A 15381-nucleotide genomic window follows, 5' to 3' on the forward strand; every position below is an offset into this window, starting at 1 on the left:
GGCTCAGAGGGCCACGTCGGCCGCCGCCTCGCCGGGCTCGCCGAGGGAGAAGGTCGCCGTCCTGCCGGCCGCGGTCACCTCGTACTCGCCGAGGAAGCCGTTGAAGCGGACCCTGCCCTGGTCGTCGGTGGCCATCTTCGTGGGCGCGAGCCACCACTCGCCCTTGACCAGCGAGCGCAGCGCGTCGTAGGAGGGCTTGGGCGTGCCGTCGCGCCGGACGAAGCCGCCCGGCGCGCCCAGCCAGCCGCCGTCCGACATCCCCCAGTACGTCATCGCCTGGACCTGCGGGTGGGACAGAAGGGTCTTGTAGTGGCGCACGACCTCGTCGGCCTGGCGGGCCTCGCCTTCGGGCGTCGAGGGCCAGTCGGGGATCTGGTAGTCGTTCAGGTCCACGATGTCCGCGGGCATGATGTGGCCGGACAGGAGGGTCGTCTCGGTGAAGTGGATGGGCAGGCCGTAGCGCGCGAAGCGCTCGATGGTGGCGAGGGTCTTCTCCTCGCCCCAGTAGCCCTGGTGCATGTGGCTCTGCAACCCGAGGACGTCGATCTTGATGCCCGCCTCCAGCACGCCCTCGATCAGGCACTCGTAGGCGGCGGACATGTCGAAGTCGTTGAGCAGCAGCGTGGCGTTCGGGTTGGCCTCCCGCGCCGCGTCGAACACCATCCTGACCATCGGGATGCGCCCGATCTCGCGGGCGACGCGCGTGATGCCGTTGTCGTACTTGTCGAAGATGGGCATGATCACGACTTCGTTGATGACGTCCCACATGTCGATCAGGCCGGCGAACCCGCCCACCTCGCGCTGGATGCGGGCGACCTGTTCGCGGGCGATCTCGGCGTTCGGCAGGTCCATCAGCCAGTCGGCGGTCACGGTGTGCCAGGCCAGCGGGTGGCCCTTGACCGGGACGCCGCGGTCGGCGAACCAGCGCGCCGTCTTGAGCAGCCGCTCGGTGTCCGGCCGGCCGCGGACGGTCTCGAAGCGCCCCCAGTAGAACGGGAGGGTGGCGAAGTTGAACAGGTCGAACCACAGTTCGGCCAGATGCTCGTCGGCCGGATGATCGGCCTGGTCGGCGGAGGCCTCGCCCAGCGAGCCGGTCGCGCCGCCGGGGCCGGCCTGCCCCTCGGCGTGCAGCTCGCCGTTGGCGAGCGGGATGAAGTCGAACCCGATGCAGCCGAACAGGAACTTGTGGTCGCGCTGGGCGACGAGCACTTCCTGGCCTGCCAGGGGAGCGCCGTCCACGGTCACCGTGAGGGTGGCGTCGGCGGTGCGGTGCTTCTTGATCAGGGGGTCGGCGGCGTGGGCGTGTGCGGCGTGCGACTGCATGGGGACGTCCTCCGAGGGGGGTCGGGAGGTCGGCAGGGATGGCGATCGGGCGGGCCGGAGGAGTCCGCGGCCGTTCACCGCGAGCGCCGTCCGGGTCCGCCCGGGTCCACTCTAGAAGCACGCGGAACGGCGGCCAGGGCCGCCGAGTCCCGGCCGGTCAGCCCACCTCGTCCTCGGTGGGGGTGGGCGTGGGCGTCGGGACGGCGGTGGGCAGGGCGCTGCCCTTCTTCCACTGGTTCCACGTGAGCTGCCAGTAGCTCCAGCCGTTGCGCCAGTCGAGCTTGCGCTTGGTGCCGGTGACCTGGACGACGTCGCCGCGCTGGGCGATGCCGTAGAACCACTTGGCGCCGGCGGGGGTGGCCCGCACGCAGCCGTGGCTCTGGTTGGACCTGCCGAGGAACTGGTAGGCCCCCGCGCTCTGGTGGACGTACTCGCCGCTGTCGGAGATGCGCACCGCCCAGGGGATCTCCAGCTTGTAGTACAGCGGGTCCTTGGGGTCGGTGACGCCCATCCAGCCGGACGTCATGGTCTCCACCGGCTTCTTGCCCATGGCCAGGTGGACGCCGGTGGTGGTCAGGTAGACATCCACGCCGTTCCTGACCAGGCCGCCGCGGCCGGCGCTGATCGGGATGGTCTTGACCAGCTTGCCGTCGCGGCGCACCTTCATGACGTGCTTCTTGGTGTCGACCACCGAGATGTTGGCGGCGCCGACGGCGAAGCGGCGGCTGACGTCCTTGGCGGACTCGTTCCCGGGGATCTGCGACAGGAGGGCCCTGAAGAGCACCTTCTGGTGCGGCTTCCAGTAGGTCCGGGTGCGGTACACGACCTTGCGGTCGGAGATCCACCGCCAGGCGCCCTCGACCGGCTTCTCGGCCTGGACCTGCAGCACCGACTCCACGGCCGCCTTGTTCTTCACCGCCTGGCCGAAGGTGACGATGATCGGGAAGCCGACGCCGATCTTCTCCACCTTCTCGCCCATCGGCGTGATGTCGGCGATGCGCAGCGGCGCCTTGAGCGGACTCATGGCGGCGCCCGCGGCCCTGGCCGGGGTGCTGGAGCTCGGTGTCGCGGCCGGTGAGGGGGCGCCGGCCGTCGCCTGCTGCCGGACGCTCGTGTCGGTGGCGCCCCTGCCCGGCGCGGGTTGTGCGCTTGGCGGGTCCGCCGAGCAGGCCGCCGCGCTGACCAGGGCGGCGATCGCCAGTAACGCGGGGGCCGTCCGCTTCAGGGGGTTCACGCTCTACTCCTTCATATACGTGCTTCGCTCCGGGTGTCATCCGATGCGTTCCTTATGTGAGACACCCGGAAAGCGCGTTATGTGCGCGAACAGCCGATAACGAGTGGGCAACGATGCCTACCGGCGAGTTTGAGCGGCCGGGCCGGCCGGCTGCCCGGCCGATCTGCGGATCCGGCTCAGGTCCAGCTCAGGGGCCGGTCGGAGCCGTCAGGCGACCGGTTCGGGTACGGGTTCCGGAGCGATCTCGGCGGCCGCCCGGCGGGTTCGCAGGGACACGAGGCTGACCGGCACCCCGACCGCCACGATCAGCGCCGCGACGATCAGCGCGAGCCGGTACCCGTCCAGGAACGCCGTGATCGGGACGGCCCCCTCGGCGGCGCTCGCGCTGGACCGCGCGCTGAGGACGGCGCCGAGCACCGTCACCCCCAGCAGGCCGAACACCTCGCGCGAGACGTTGAGCACGCTGGAGGCAAGGCCGGCGCGCGCCTCGGGAAGCGTGCCGAGGATGGCGTTGGTGAGCGGGACGAGCATCGCCGCTCCGAGGCCGTACAGCATCAGCCACGGGAACAGGCCGGCGTAGGTGCCGTGCCGCCCGATGGTCGACATCGCGGCGATCGCGACGGCCATCAGGCCGAGCCCGGACGCGACGGTCGCGGCGGTCCCGACGCGGGCGGCGATGCGCGGGGCGACGGTCGCGAGCGCGACCATGAGCAGGGCCATGGGGACGAACGCCGCGCCGGCCTCCGTCGGGGAGAAGCCGAGCACGTTCTGCAGCCACAGCGCCGTGAAGAAGTAGATGCCGAAGACGCCGAACGCCCACAGCCCCATGGCGAGCGTGCCGCCGCTGAAGATCCGGTCGCGGAACAGCGACAGGTCCAGCATCGGCTCCCGGGCGCCCGACTCCAGCAGGACGAAGGTCACGGCCGCCGCCGCCGCGAGCGCGAAGGCGGCGAGGATGGGGGCCGAGGTCCAGCCCTCGCCGTTCCCCTCGATCAGCGCGTACGTGAGCGCGAAGAGCGCGACCGACGACGCCGCCAGGCCGGGGAGGTCCAGCCGGCGGCGGGCCGGCCTGTCCGAGCGCCCGATGGCCCAGGCTCCGAGGGCCATGGTGACGGCGCCGATCGGCACGTTGATCAGGAAGATCCAGCCCCAGTGCCAGTTCTCGCTGATGAATCCGCCGGTCAGCGGGCCGAGGGCGAGGGCCAGGCCGCCGATCGCGCTCCACACGCCGACCGCGATCCCGCGCTCGCGGGCGTCGGGGAAGGTGACCGAGATCAGCGCCAGCGCCGACGGGGCCAGCAACGCCGCCCCGACTCCCTGGACGCCCCGGCTGAGGATGAGCGTCGTGCCGTCCCCGGCGAGGCCGGCCGCCGCCGAGGCCAGCGTGAACAGCGCGAGGCCGGCCAGGAACACCCGCCGCCGCCCGAACACGTCCGCGAGCCGGCCGCCGACCATGAGAAGGCCGGCGAAGACCAGGATGAACCCGCTGACGATCCACTCAAGACCGGAGATCGTCAAGCCCAGCTCCCGCTGGATGGTCGGGAGCGCCACGTTGACCACGTTGTTGTCCAGATAAGTCATGAAAGTGGCCAGCGAGACGGCCACGAGTGCCCACCAACGACGTTGCACGGTTCCTCCTCCGCAAATCACTTGTACGACGTACATGTACCGCGTACATGTACGTCGTACAGCAGACCTTGTACGTCGTATAGTTGTCAAGTGGCCAACGAGAAGCTGACCCGGGAGACGGTCGTCGAGCAGGCCCTCGCGCTCGCCGACGAAGAGGGCGTGGAGGCGGTGACGATCCGCCGGCTCGCGGGCCGGCTCAAGGTCACCCCGATGGCCCTCTACTGGCACTTCAAGAACAAGGAAGAGCTGATGGCGGCGCTCGCCGAGCACGTCCTGCGCGGCGTGACCGCCGATCTCTCGCCGGACGACCCCTGGCAGGTGCGGCTACGGGCGCTCGTGGAGGCCGTGGTGCGGGCGATGCGCGAGAACCCGTGCGTGCCCGACCTGCTGGGCGCCGTCAAGGACAAACTCGACCTCGAGAGCTTCAACCGGGCCACGGAGGCCGCACTCGACGTGCTCGCGGAGGCCGGGTTCACACCGCGCGAGGCCTACGCCATCTCCTCCTACCTGCTCAACGGCGTGACCGCCCTGGTGAAGGGCTGTCCCGGGTGGTCGGGCGAGCCCGCGGAGGCCGAGGAGCGCCGCCTGCGCAGGGTGAGGCTCGAGTCGATGCCCGGCGACCGCTACCCGCGCATGATCTGCTACGGCGCGACGCTGGCCGAGCCGGTCGATCTCGAGCAGTACTTCAGGTTCGGCGTCGACCTGCTCCTGGGCGGCATCCACACCCTGGCCGCGCGCCCGGAACGGGTCTAGAGCGAGGGCTCGGCGGCGGCGCGGCCCGCCGGGCGGCGGGGGCGGGCACAGGCGGCGGTGACGACGCCGGCGAGCGCGACGGTCGCGAGCACGAGATAGGTCCGCTGGAATCCCGACATGAGCTGCTCCACCGCCACCGGGGACAGGCGCGACAGCGTGCCGGCGTAGACCAGGCCGCGCAGCTCGGGCGACAGCGCGCTGCTCAGCACGGTCAGCGTCGTCGCCACGCTGAGCACGATGCCGACGTTCATGATCATGAGCCGGAAGCCGTTCACCACGCCGAGGCTCTCCGGCGGCAACGCGCTCATGACCTGGGTCGTGTTGCCGGTGAGGAACGTCCCGTTCCCGCACCCGGCGAGGAACAGGCCGACCGCGATGATCCAGTACGGGGTCGCCGAGCCGGTCGAGAGCATCAGGCACAGCAGCCCCGCGAGGTTGAACGCGCAGCCGCCGACCGACAGCAGGTAGGGGGAGACGCGGCGGCCGAGGGCGCCGGCGAGGGGCGAGGCGACCGCCATGCCGATGGGCACGGGGAGCACGGCGAGCGCCGCGGTGAAGGCGTCGAAGCCGCGCGCGGCCTGGAAGTACAGCGCGACCAGCAGCACCAGCGCCGACCGTGACAGGGCGGTGCAGAAGGAGGCGAGGTTGGCGAAGGTCAGCATGCGCTCGCCGAACAGCCGCAGGTCGAGCACCGGGTGGGACGCGCGCCGCTCGACGACGACCAGCAGCGGAACCAGCGCCAGGAAGACCAGCGCGCCCACGAGCACGACCGGACTGGACAGGCCGCGCGAGCCGGCCTCCGACAGGGCGATCAGCGCGGCCGACAGGGCGGCGAAGACGATGAGGTTGCCGGCCGCGTCCACCGGCGTGCGCTCGGCGGCGGGCACCCGGCGCAGCGTCGCCCATCCCCAGACCAGCGCGACCACCCCGGCCGGGACGTTCCCCCAGAACACCCACTGCCAGCCGGCGGTGTCGGCGATGAGCCCGCCCAGAGTCGGCCCGGCGAGCTGGGCCACCGACAGGGTGCCGATGTACACGCCCATGCCCTGGCTGAGACGGTCGGGAGGGAAGGCGTTGGTGATGATGACGGTGCCGTTGGCGAGGATCATCGCCGCGCCGAGCGCCTGGAGTGCCCGCATGGCGATCAGGAACTCGACGCCGGGCGAGAGGCCCGCCAGCAGTGAGCACAGGGTGAACAGCGCGAACCCGGCCAGATAGACCTCGCGCCGTCCGAGCAGGTCGGCCACCCGGCCGAAGAAGACCAGCGTCGCGGTGTTGACCAGCAGGTAGGACAGCAGGATCCAGGAGGCGGCGAACGCGCCGGCCTCGAAATGGCGCACCACCGCCGGCAGGGCGACGTTGAGCGTGCTCGCGTTGACGCCGATGAGCGCGAGCCCGAGGCTGGTGACCGAGCAGACCCGCCAGGCATAGCGGAGCCTCTCGGCGTATTCGGGGGTTCCGGGGATGAGGGTCGTGGCCTTGTCGACGGGGTGGGCGACCATTCCCCCAGTCTGGCGTACGCCGTACGTCCTGATTTATCCCACCATGCCCGCCCTAACCCCCACCGAGCGGAGCGAGGCCAAGCCGGCGCCGCCTCAAGGGCGCCCCGAGCCGCCGAGCGAAGCGAGGCCAAGCAAGCAGCGAACTCCCCTCAGCGGGCGCGCTTGCGGAGGCCTTCCAGGTCGTAGACGATCACCCGGCGCCGGCCCGTCTCGATCAGCCCGCGGTCGCGCAGCGAGCGCAGCGCCTTGCTGACCGCTTCGCGCGACGCGCCCGTCCAGCCCGCCAGCTCGTCCTGCGACAGCGGCAGGGCGACCCGCACACCGCCGTTGGTGGGCTCGCCGAACCGCTCCGCCAGTTCCACCAGCCGGGTCGCCACCCGTCCGGTCGTGTCGAACGCTCCGTATTCGACCCGCTTGCGGTCGGAGTCGCGCAGCCTGCTCACGACCATCTCCAGCAGCAGCACCGCCACCCGGCCGTGATCGTGCAGGAAGCCGGAGAAGTCGCGGACGACGACGCCCTCGATGGCCTCCAGCGCGGTCACCGTGCCCGAGCGCGGCTCGCCGCTGATGGACGACATGTCTCCCAGAAGCGCCCCAGGACCGCGGATGGCCAGCACGACCTCGGTGCCGCCGGCGGTGTAGGACGACACCTTGACCCGGCCGGAGGTCAGCACGAGGACCCAGTCGGAGGTGTCGCCCTCGCTCATGACCGTCGCGCCGCGATCCCACCGCCTCTTGCGGCCGGCGGCGCACAGGTCGTCGGCCTCGTCCTTGGTGAGCAGGGACAGGAACTCTCCCGGCTCGGCGGCTGACGTGGACGTCATCGTTCCTCCAGAGTGAGGGGCAACGCTCGTATCATGCCGCGCGCCCCCGGCACGGTCACGGTCGTTTTCCCGCTACGCGCACCGCGGGTTCGCGTAGTTGTACCGCTTCGCGGCGCACGGCGGTCAGCCGAGCGCCGAGAGCACGAACGCCTCGACGCGTCGCGTCTTGCCCTTGAGGCTGAGCTCGCCCAACGAACGTACCTCGGCGCCGGCGCCGATCTGCTCACGGGTGGTGGCCCCGATGACGACCGTGCCCGGCTCGGCCATCGCCTCAAGGCGCGCCGCCACGTTGACGGCGTCGCCCATCGCGTTGAACCCGCGCAGCTCCGGGCTGCCGATGTTACCCACCAGCGCGAGGCCGGTGTTGATGCCGATGCGGAACCTCGGGTAGCCGGGGTTGCCCGCGGCGATCTCCTCGGCGGCGGCCTGCATCTCCAGCGCCGCGCGCGCGGCGTGCGCGGCGTGGTCGGCCTGCGACGCCGGGGCGTTGAACAGCGCCAGCAGCGCGTCGCCGACGAACTGCACGATCGTGCCGCCATGCCGCAGGATGCAGGGCACCGCGGCGGTGTGGTACCGGTTCAGCATCTCCACTATCTCGCCGGGCGACACCCGCTCGGAGAAGGAGGTGAAGCCCTTCAGATCGGCGAACAGCGCGGTCAGTTCCACCATCGAGCCGCCCAGCGCCGCCTGGTCGGGATCGGCGAGCAGGGACGCCGCCACGTCGGGCGACATGTACTGGCGGAACAGTGTCTCCAGTTCGCGGTACAGGCGGGCGTTCTCCAGCGCGATCGACAGCTGGCTGGCCAGGGTCGCCGCGAGCGCCTCGTCCTGGTTGGTCGTGCCCACGGGGACCTCCAGCGCCCCGGCCACCACGCCCTTGACGGTGAGCGGGTGGATCACCCTGCCGTCGCCGCCGAGCGTCTCGGTGGCCTTGAACTCGTCCACGCCGTAGGCGCGGCCGCCCAGCGTGATCGCGCCGTGGGAGACCAGGCCGATGTGCACGTCCCCGTAGGCTTCGCGGACGCGTTCGAGCGCCCCGGTGAGCAGGGCGTCCTCTCCGAGACCGACGCGCGCCTGACGCCCGACGTCGACCAGCGCGCCGAGCCGCACGGACAGCTCGCGTTCGGCCGCCAGCGCCTGCCCGGCGCGGTCGAGCACCGCCGCCTGGCCCTCGTTCAGCCGGAACTTGCCGGCCAGGCGCAGCGCGACGGGCGCGCGCGAGCCCGTGCCGCTCTCACCCATGCGCCGCAGGTGGCCGACGAGCTCCTCCAGTGCCTGGTCGTACTGCCCCTGGATGCGGCGGATGGTCGCCGCCAGCGTCACCGAGTCGAACAGGCCCTGGCTGGAGCCCTCGCGGCGGAACTGGATGTAGGCGCTGTAGGCGACGAACGCGAAGGCCGCGGTCAGCAGCAGGTGCCACTCCCACCACGACAGCAGCCAGTTGGGCCGGAAGAAACCGGCGACCATGGCCTCGCTGAGCAGGGCGTACGCGGTCATCAGGCTCACCAGCATCGCCGAGGGCCTGCGGCGGTGGATGCGGAACATCAGCATGGCCGACAGGGCGAACAGGGCGGCGCCGATCCAGGAGAAGACGCCGATGGTGGCGCCTCCGGGCGGCGGCGGCGCGCTCAGCGGGGTCAGGCCCTCGACGAGCGAGGCAGCGCCCCACACCACCAGGACGACGACCAGGCCGGCCCGCAGCAGGTCGCCGCTTCGAAGGACGGCCGCGGCCGCGCGCTCGCTCAGCGGCAGCGACGAGGCGAACGCCAGCACCGAGGCGACCATCAGCCCGACCGGCTGGCCGATGTCGAAGCCGTAGCTGCCGGTCGCGAGGATGATCCGCGGCGTCGACAGGCCGTGGAGCAGGAAGAAGCCGGCGCTGCTCAGGAAGACCAGCGACACCAGCAGCAGGCGCGCGTCCTTGTGCCGGGTGGCGGCCTGGCTGATCATCACGCCGAGGACGACGTTCACGCCGGCCACCAGCACGATCAGCCAGAAGTGGCTCGGCGGGTGCTCCCAGCGGATGTTGAGCTGCGCGGGAAAGGCGAGCAGCAGCCACAGACCGAGCAGCGGCACGGCCAGGTGGAGGGCCCACACGATGCCCCGCACCGGGTGTGTCGCGGGCGGCAGGTAGGGCGAGAACGCGAGGCCGTCGTCCACGCCGGCCCCGGCGTCGTCCTCCCCTGCGGAGCGTCCCTCCTCCGTGGTGGTCGCCTGGGACCCCGAAGTCCGTGCGGGAGCCCCGCCGGAGGGTCCAGGCGCCGTTCGAGGCTCATGTGCCGCCGTCGTCCTCGCGGTCGCCCTGGGGATCGGCGTCGCCGCCGGACCGACCCTCTCGAACAGCACCGTCTCGGAAGCGGCGTCGCCTGGACCCGCCTCCTCCTGACCTGCCTCGTCCTGACCCGGCTCGTCCCGACGCGCCTTTTCCTGACCCGGCTCGTCCTGCCCCGCCTTGTCCTTACCCGGCTTGTCGTGACCCGGCTCCGTCTCGGGCCCCGCCGGGGCCTCGGAGGCGCCGGCCGGCGTCCGCGGTGGCGTCACGTGATCGGGCACGGTGTCCGCCTCCGCCTCGGACTCGGTGGACGCGCGCGTGTGATCGTTCGACGGCATCGTTGCCTCCGCATCAGCCAGTCGAGTTCCCCCCGAACGTGCCGATTATCCCGTCAGTCAGCGCCGTCGGCGAATGGAGGTGTCGGCGGGGGAGATATCGAGATCGAACTGAGCTGCGGGTATGCAGAGGTATGCCCGAAACTTCGGTTAGTTTGGCGGGGCCTGGTCCCATTTATCCCTTTAATGGATGACCGGTTCAGGTCACGGAGGCGGTGGATCTTCTGTGGGGGATCCACCGCCTGGCCGCGACCGTCAGGACGCGAAGACCGCCGGCAGCGTCGCCTCGTGGACGCCGCGCAACTCGTCCACCGGAACCTCCAGCACGCCTTCGACCTTGAGCGCGGACCCACCGGTCAGGCCGATGCAGTAGGAGGGCACCTCGCGCCGGGCGCACAGGTCGGCGAGCTCCTCGTAGGACTCGGGCCGCACGGCGAGCAGCACCCGGGCCGTGGACTCGCTGAACAGGTCGACGAACGCGTCGTCGCCGGGGAGTTGCACCGTGCCGCCCACGCCGCGGGCCAGGCACGCCTCGGCCAGGGCGACGGCCAGGCCGCCGTCCGACACGTCGTGGGAGCCCTCGATCAGGCCGCGGCCCGCGGCCTCGACCAGGACGCCGGCCAGCGCGCGCTCGGCCTCCAGCGCGACCGCCGGGGGCAGCCCGCCCAGGTGGCCGTGGGCCACGTACGCCCACTCGGAGCCGCCGAACTCGGCGTGGGTGTCGCCGAGCAGGACGATCTTCAGACCGGGGGCGGTGAACCCGTGACGGACGCGCTTGCGGACGTCGTCCAGCACGCCGAGCACGCCCACGACCGGGGTCGGGTGGATCGCCGTGGAGCCGGTCTGGTTGTAGAAGGAGACGTTGCCGCCGGTCACCGGCACACCGAGCGTCTTGCAGGCGTCGGCGAGGCCGCGCACGGCCTCGGCGAACTGCCACATCACCTCGGGGTCCTCAGGGGAGCCGAAGTTCAGGCAGTTGGTCACCGCCAGCGGACGCGCCCCGGTGACCGCCACGTTGCGGTACGCCTCGGCCAGCGCGAGCTGGGCGCCGGCGTAAGGGTCGAGCTTGGCGTAGCGGCCGTTGCCGTCGGTGGCGAGGGCGATGCCGCGGTCGGTCTCCTCGGCTCCGGGCATCACCTCGCCGATGCGCAGCACGCCCGCGTCGGCCGGCATGGCCAGCACGGTGTTGCCCCGCACATAGCGGTCGTACTGCGAGGTCACCCACTCTTTGGAGGCCAGGTTCGGCGAGCCGAGCAGCGTGAGCAGCGTCGCCCGCAGGTCGTCGGGCCGCTCGAGCCGCGCGGGGTCGTCGGCGTTGAGCGCGGACTGGCCCTGCGGCTCGTGGAACGGGCGCTCGTACACCGGGCCGTCGTCGGCCGCGGTGCCCGGCGGGATGTCCACGATGACCTCGCCCTTCCAGGTCATCACCAGCCGGCCCGTGTCGGTGACCTCGCCGATCACCGTGGCCGGGACGTCCCACCTGGCGCAGATCGCCATGAAGGCGTCGATGTCCTCGGGGGTCACGACGGCCATCATGCGCTCTTGCGACTCGCTCATCAGGATCTCCTCGGGGAGGAGTGAGGGGTCGCGGAGCGGGACGAGGCCGAGGTCGACGCTCATGCCGCCGGTGCCCTTGGCGGCGAGCTCGGTCGTGGCGCAGGACACCCCGGCGGCGCCGAGATCCTGGATGCCGACCACCACGTCGGCCTCGAAGAGCTCCAGGCAGCACTCGATGAGGAGCTTCTCCATGAACGGGTCGCCGACCTGCACGGCGGGGCGCTTGGCGTGCGACTCGTCCTCGAACGTGGCCGAGGCGAGCACCGACGCGCCGCCGATGCCGTCGGGGCCGGTGCGCGCGCCGAACAGCACGACCTTGTTCCCCGGGCCGGGTGCGGTGGCCAGCTTGATCTGGTCCTTGCGAAGCAGGCCGACGCACAGCGCGTTGACCAGCGGATTGCCGATGTAGCAGGGGTCGAAGGCGAGCTCGCCGCCGATGTTGGGCAGGCCGAGGCAGTTGCCGTAGGAGCCCACGCCCTCGACGACGCCCGGCAGCACCCGCCGGGTGTCGGGGGCGTCCAGGGCCCCGAAGCGCAGGGCGTCCATGACCGCCACCGGCCGCGCGCCCATCGACATGATGTCGCGGACGATGCCGCCGACGCCGGTGGCCGCGCCCTGGTGGGGCTCGACGTAGGACGGGTGGTTGTGCGACTCGATCTTGAAGGTGGCCGCCCAGCCGTCGCCGATGTCGACCACGCCGGCGTTCTCGCCCATGCCGACCAGCAGCGCCTCGGAGGCGGGGGCCTTGGTGCCGAACTGGCGCAGGTGCACCTTGGAGGACTTGTAGGAGCAGTGCTCGCTCCACATGACCGAGTAGATGGCCAGCTCGGAGGAGGTGGGCCGGCGTCCGAGGATCGTCCGCACACGCTCGTACTCGTCGGCCTTCATACCGAGCTCGACGTACGGCTGCGGCTCGTCCGGGGACTCGGTGGCCCGCTTGACAGAGTCGATCATGTGTTCTCCTCGCGCGTCGCTCGCGCCGGCTCCGGTCGTGGCTTCACAGGTTCACGAACTTCTTCAGGATCGAGGTGAAGAAGCCGCGCCCGTCCACGCTGGGGGCGCCGGTCAGCTCCTCGACGGCGTGCTCGGGGTGGGGCATGAGGCCGACGACGTTGCCGGCCTCGTTGCAGATGCCCGCGATGTCGTTCATCGAGCCGTTGGGGTTGCCGCCCAGGTAGCGGAAGACGACCTGGCCGCCGGCCTCCAGGGCGCCGAGCGTCGCGGCGTCGGCGACATAACGGCCCTCGCCGTGCTTGACCGGCAGCAGGATCTCCTGGCCGGAGGCGTAGTCGCCCGTCCAGGCAGTGGCGGCGTTCTCCACCAGGACGCGCTGGTCGCGGCAGACGTAGTGCAGGCCCTCGTTGCGGGTGAGCGCGCCGGGCAGAAGGTGCGCCTCGCAGAGGATCTGGAAGCCGTTGCAGGTGCCGAGGACCGGCAGTCCGGCACGCGCCGCGGGGATCAACTCGTCCATCAGCGGCGCGAAGCGGGAGATGGCCCCACAGCGAAGGTAGTCACCGTAGGAGAACCCGCCGGGCAGGAATACGGCGTCGACGCCCTTCAGGTCGCGGTCGGCGTGCCACAGCGGGACCGCCTCTGCGCCCGCGTGCCTGATGGCCCGCGCCGCGTCCTGATCGTCAAGAGTTCCGGGAAAAGTGACCACGCCCACACGGGCAGCACCCATGGTCTCGTACCCCTCCACATGCGAGCGCCGCGCCGACGTCTCGGATCATCGACGGCGGTCTGCGGCGGTACACCTCAGGTTACCCGCTGCCCCCGAGCGGCCGATCCGGCGACCTCCGTCGCGCAGGTAGACGAAGGAGAGGTCGCCAGGACCGGGAACGCGGAGAGGGTGAACCACAGGATGTGGCGGGGATGGTCCTCGGTGTAGCCCCAGCGGGTGGACAGGGCCCGGATCAGGCGGATCCCCGGCCGGACGCCGTCGGGTCGTCGCCGTGCTGGGCGGGGACGCTCGGGACGGTCGCGCCACCGTCGTCGGCGACCTCGACGCGCACGTCGTCGTTCTCCTCGATCGTCACGGCGACGCGGATGACCGCGGAGTCGATGTGCGCGAGGGAGTTCGTGGCGGCCTCCGAGATCAGCAGCACCGCGTCGTCGCGGCGGGGATGACCGTCCAGGATCTTGCCCAGCCAGCGGCGGGCCTCGGCCACGGACGTGCCGGTGGCCGGGAAGGCGGCGGTCTCGGTTCTCGGCACAGGGGGCTCATGGCGTCGGGTGTCCTTGGTGGGAGATGCGGAGGCGGGGGCGGGGCGGGGCCGTTCAGGCGGCGGCCAGGACCGGGGGGTGTGACGGGGAGTGGAGCACCCACTCCTGCTCGGCCTGGCGTATCCGGCTCAGGAGATCCTGAGCGGTGCGGGCCTCGACGACCAGCGGCTCCGGGGTCGGGTACAGCGCCAGGGCGTGAAAACGGCGGCTCCACGGCCCGTACATGATCGTCCAGGCCGGCTCCATCCGATCCAGCAGGACGGCGGCGGCGCGCTCGGCCAGGTCGGGGGTACCGTGATCGACGCGTTCGACCTCGACATACGGCCGTCCGAGAGCGTGCCGGCCGATCCGCTTGCCGCGACGCCGCCCGAACAGGCGCCACAGGCTTTTAGGCTCCATCACAGGTCAGGACCTACTTCCTGAGCGGGGACCCGCGTGGCGTTGCCATCGTCTGCGGGTCCCGCCGTTTCACGACTACGAGCTGTAGCAGCGTCATCGTGAACGGTGACCGGAGGTCATGGAAGGACAACGGCGTGGTCCGGTGTGGTCACGCGGCAAGACCACAGGGACCGGGGCCTGCGCGTGCATGCTCTGAGTAATCAGATGGTAACTTTCCGCCATGCCTGCTTCTCCGCACGAGGCACTGCACCGGATCTTCCAGCGACGCACCGAGTTGCTCTCTCGCGTCCTGCGCAACGAACTGGGCATGCCCGTCCCCGACCCGGTCAAGGTCGAGATCATGAACGTCGACCTCACCGACCTGGAACCCGTCTCCCGCTGGGTCGACTCCCTGCTGATGCTGCACTATCCCGACAGACAGGTGATCGTCGCCATCGAATCTCAGACCAACAAGTCCGATGAGAAGCGTCGCCGATGGGCGCGCTATGTTGCCCACCTGCACGACATCCACAAGTGTGACGTGCTGCTCATCGTCACCTGCCGTAGCGCTGCCACCGCACGCTGGGCCGAAAAGACGTATGCGGTCGGCCTGCCCGAGTGGGACACCCTGACCGTCACCCCTCTGGTGCTCGGCCCTACCAACGTCCGGGCCATTCTCGACCGGGACCTGGCGGCCGCGGACATCCACTTCGCCATCCTGTCAGCGGTCGTACACGCACGGTCACAGCAGGCGAATGCGATACTCGAAGTACTGTCCGACGCACTCCGCGACATCGACGAGCAAGAGGCCGTCGGCCTGGCCGAGTTCACCGAATCCGGGCTCGGCAGGGGACGCGCACGAGACATTTGGAGGACGTTGATGGCCACCAGAACCTACCCCTACATCTCGGAACTCCGCGCCAAGGGCCGCGAAGAGGGCCGCGAAGAGGGTCGCGCGGAGGGGCGCGCGGAGGGGCGCGCGGAGGGTCGCGCGGAGGGGCGCGCGGAGGGGCGCGAAGAGGGTCGCGCGGAGGGCCTGGCCGAAGGCGAGACCAAAGGGGAGATCAGGGGGGAGATCAAGTCCATTCTGCTGGTGCTGAAGGGGCGTGGCCTGGCCGTCTCCGAGGAGCAGCGGGAGCGCATCTCGTCGGCGGACGCCGCCCAGCTCGAGAAGTGGCTCCTGCATGCGAGCGCCGTCACGACCACCGACGAGCTGCTGGCCTGATGGGCGCCAAGGAAGACCCCGACCCCTACGTCTCCGCCATCCGCGCCAAGGGGCGCGCGGAGGGTCGCGCGGAGGGTCGCGCGGAGGGTCGCGCGGAGGGTCGCGCGGAGGGTCGCGCGGAGGCGC

General features: G+C 71.1%; 12 protein-coding genes. 2 read left to right on the forward strand and 10 right to left on the reverse strand.

Features of this window, described 5'->3' with window-relative positions:
* Positions 1-3: 3 nt before the first annotated feature.
* The 3 genes from ACFO60_RS36325 to ACFO60_RS36335 all read right to left on the reverse strand — a co-directional run bounded on the left by ACFO60_RS36325 (position 4) and on the right by ACFO60_RS36335 (position 4186).
* The gene (locus ACFO60_RS36325) at positions 4-1323 is read right to left on the reverse strand and encodes an endo-1,4-beta-xylanase (RefSeq protein ID WP_380850397.1); all 1320 of its coding nucleotides are present in this window, start codon (positions 1321-1323) and stop codon (positions 4-6) included.
* Between the two features lie 157 nt (positions 1324-1480).
* Complete coding sequence (locus tag ACFO60_RS36330; protein WP_380850399.1) at positions 1481-2557, reverse strand: L,D-transpeptidase; 1077 nt, start codon at positions 2555-2557, stop codon at positions 1481-1483.
* A gap of 207 nt (positions 2558-2764) precedes the next feature.
* Entirely contained in the window at positions 2765-4186 is a 1422-nt protein-coding gene (locus ACFO60_RS36335; RefSeq protein WP_380850402.1) for an MFS transporter, read from the reverse strand.
* 90 nt (positions 4187-4276) lie between these two features.
* Between ACFO60_RS36335 and ACFO60_RS36340 the strand changes: the two genes are divergently transcribed.
* On the forward strand, positions 4277-4939 hold the full coding sequence (locus tag ACFO60_RS36340; RefSeq protein WP_380850405.1) for a TetR/AcrR family transcriptional regulator: 663 nt from the start codon (positions 4277-4279) through the stop codon (positions 4937-4939).
* Here the strand turns inward: ACFO60_RS36340 and ACFO60_RS36345 are convergent.
* The 7 genes from ACFO60_RS36345 to ACFO60_RS36375 form a co-directional block, all read right to left on the reverse strand.
* Positions 4936-6441 carry an MFS transporter gene (locus ACFO60_RS36345; protein ID WP_380850408.1) on the reverse strand — a complete coding sequence of 502 codons (1506 nt, stop codon included), beginning with the start codon at positions 6439-6441 and terminating at the stop codon, positions 4936-4938. The two genes, ACFO60_RS36340 and ACFO60_RS36345, sit on opposite strands and share 4 nt — an antisense overlap.
* Before the next feature lie 149 nt (positions 6442-6590).
* A complete protein-coding gene (locus ACFO60_RS36350; RefSeq protein WP_380850411.1) occupies positions 6591-7265 on the reverse strand; it encodes a Crp/Fnr family transcriptional regulator in 675 nt (224 codons plus the stop codon).
* Between the two features lie 123 nt (positions 7266-7388).
* Positions 7389-9875: an adenylate/guanylate cyclase domain-containing protein gene (locus ACFO60_RS36355; RefSeq protein WP_380850414.1), complete on the reverse strand. Its 2487-nt coding sequence runs from the start codon at positions 9873-9875 to the stop codon at positions 7389-7391.
* Between the two features lie 252 nt (positions 9876-10127).
* On the reverse strand, positions 10128-12383 hold the full coding sequence (purL, locus tag ACFO60_RS36360; RefSeq protein ID WP_380850418.1) for a phosphoribosylformylglycinamidine synthase subunit PurL: 2256 nt from the start codon (positions 12381-12383) through the stop codon (positions 10128-10130).
* Positions 12384-12426: 43 nt separating this feature from the next.
* Positions 12427-13110, reverse strand: a complete 684-nt coding sequence (gene purQ / locus ACFO60_RS36365; protein ID WP_380850421.1) for a phosphoribosylformylglycinamidine synthase subunit PurQ — start codon at positions 13108-13110, stop codon at positions 12427-12429.
* A gap of 232 nt (positions 13111-13342) precedes the next feature.
* The gene (locus tag ACFO60_RS36370; protein ID WP_380850424.1) at positions 13343-13642 is read right to left on the reverse strand and encodes an ATP-binding protein; all 300 of its coding nucleotides are present in this window, start codon (positions 13640-13642) and stop codon (positions 13343-13345) included.
* A 64-nt stretch (positions 13643-13706) separates the two neighbouring features.
* Positions 13707-14051 (reverse strand): hypothetical protein, encoded by a 345-nt coding sequence (locus tag ACFO60_RS36375; RefSeq protein ID WP_380850427.1) that lies wholly within the window; start codon positions 14049-14051, stop codon positions 13707-13709.
* A gap of 220 nt (positions 14052-14271) precedes the next feature.
* Here ACFO60_RS36375 and ACFO60_RS36380 point away from each other — a divergent pair, with 220 nt between their 5' ends.
* Entirely contained in the window at positions 14272-15255 is a 984-nt protein-coding gene (locus tag ACFO60_RS36380; protein WP_380850430.1) for a hypothetical protein, read from the forward strand.
* Positions 15256-15381 lie beyond the last annotated feature (126 nt).

The sequence above is a fragment of the Sphaerisporangium dianthi genome (genome assembly GCF_042654065.1).
Taxonomy (GTDB): domain Bacteria; phylum Actinomycetota; class Actinomycetes; order Streptosporangiales; family Streptosporangiaceae; genus Sphaerisporangium; species Sphaerisporangium dianthi.